Raw genomic sequence first — 1,964 nt, 5'->3', positions numbered from 1 at the left:
CGCCATTGGCGTACGCAGCCACGATGCAGCAGTGATGCTGAATAAACTTGGCTTTACCGAAGTATATGATTTAAAAGGGGGCATTATTAACTGGAAACTGGATGGCCTGCCCATAATAAAAGGAAAAGATTTTGACAGCCGTAAAGGAATGGGCAAAGAAGAATTTATTGCAAGTATAAAAGATAAGCCTTTAGTTTTTATAGATTTTTATGCGCCATGGTGTGCACCCTGCCAAATAATGGTACCGGCATTAGACAGTATGGTTATGCAAATGAAAGATACCGCACATATTGTAAAAATTAATGCCGATGAAAATCTTAGTTTGATGAAAGAATTGCATTTTAATTCGCTGCCGTATATAATGGTTTATAAAAATGGAATAAATGTTTTCAGGCAAGAAGGTTTTATGAGCCGCAATGATATGGAACTGCTGATAAGAAAATATTATAAATAATGGATACTGCTATTCTCCTTTAAATATCGGAATACGTTTTTCTAAAAAAGAATTGATGCCTTCTTTATAATCGTAAGTGCCTGCTGCTTTTTGCTGGCATTCATCTTCTAATAATAATTGTTCTTCCCACGAATTGGTAAACGAATTATTCAACGCATGTTTTGTAAATGCTAATCCTTTTGCAGGCATTTGAGAAAGTGTTGCTGCAATTTTTTTACTTTCTGCTTCAAAATTTTCATCAGCAAAAACCTTATAGATCATACCCATTTTTTCTGCATCAGTTGCGTTTACTTTATCACCCGTCATCATTAACGCACTTGCTTTTTGCCAGCCAATTAATCTGGGTAAAGTAAAAGTGCCGCCGCTATCGGGTATCAATCCTATTTTACTGAATGCCTGGATAAAAGATGCTGCTGCAGTTGCTACCACCACATCGCAACACAATGCAATATTTGCACCTGCACCTGCTGCAACACCATTAACTGCACCTACTACCGGCTTGGGTAGATTTCTTATCTTTTTTACAATAGGGTTATAATGTTCGCTTAGTATTTGTGCTATTTCAATTTTATTTTCACCAACCAATTCGCTTATATCCTGCCCTGCAGAAAATGCTTTACCTGCGCCGGTAATGTATACACAGCGTACATCGGGCACACTTGCACATTCATCTAAATGCGCCTGCATGCGTAAAGCCATTTCTCTGTTAAACGCATTAAATTTTTCGGGGCGGTTTAAAATAATATACCCAACATTGTTTTTTATTTCGAATAAAATGGAAGACATAAAATTTATTTATTAAGAAAAGAATTACACTTCAAAGCTTTTTACTTCTGTATGGTGTAAAAGAAAATTATTTACTGCATCGTAATTTCTGTCGGGAGAACTGATGCGGTACAAATAAACGGCATCATTATCTTCCTTAACTATTTTCATGCAGCGGAAAGTAGTGCGGTTGGTTAAAAAGAAAGATTCAAATTCTGTCCTGAAATTTTTACCCAATGCAACGGTTTTAATTCTGTAATCTTTTACCCGATGTAAATTATTAATAAATCTTTGTACAGGTTCTAAAACAAATAAAGTAATTACTACCATTACAGATACCACAATGGCTATAGGATAATTATGATAACCAATTGCCATACCCAATGCAGCAGTTACCCAAATTAATGCGGCAGTGGTTAACCCATTAACAGAAATACCTTCTTTAAAAATTACGCCGGCACCAATAAAACCAATACCGGTTACAATATTGCTGGCAATCCTGTCGGTACTGTCACTTTCTTTGGAAAGAATGGTGTACAAACAAGATCCAACACAAATCAAAATCATTGTCCTGAATCCGGCGGGTTTGCTTCGGAATTCCCTTTCTAAACCAATGATGGCACCAATTATAAATGCTGCAGATACCTGGGCGGCCTCCTCAAAATAAATAGATAAATCCATAAGTATAAATTTAAGCAATTGCGGTAAAAGTAGTGCAACAATTTTAATGGGATTAAAATAATTG

3 protein-coding genes are annotated in these 1,964 nt (G+C 36.0%); 1 reads left to right on the top strand and 2 read right to left on the bottom strand.

The genetic code is table 11. From position 1 onward, the window contains the following. Positions 1–454, top strand: a 454-nt coding sequence (locus ACY65O_RS00375; protein WP_462218862.1) for a thioredoxin domain-containing protein, incomplete at its 5' end; no start/stop codon positions are given. 9 nt (positions 455–463) lie between these two features. On the opposite strand, the gene ACY65O_RS00370 is transcribed toward ACY65O_RS00375, so the two are convergent. After that, the gene (locus ACY65O_RS00370; protein ID WP_462218861.1) at positions 464–1,240 is read right to left on the bottom strand and encodes an enoyl-CoA hydratase-related protein; all 777 of its coding nucleotides are present in this window, start codon (positions 1,238–1,240) and stop codon (positions 464–466) included. A gap of 24 nt (positions 1,241–1,264) precedes the next feature. Beyond that, positions 1,265–1,964 (bottom strand): MgtC/SapB family protein (locus ACY65O_RS00365; RefSeq protein ID WP_462218860.1); only part of this gene is annotated, 700 nt, incomplete at its 5' end.

Origin of the sequence: Ferruginibacter sp. (assembly GCF_031430955.1) — a bacterium.
Taxonomy (GTDB): Bacteria; Bacteroidota; Bacteroidia; order Chitinophagales; family Chitinophagaceae; genus Ferruginibacter.
The sequence above is the reverse complement of the archived record's forward strand: the minus strand, read 5'-3'. Positions and strand labels throughout refer to the sequence as shown.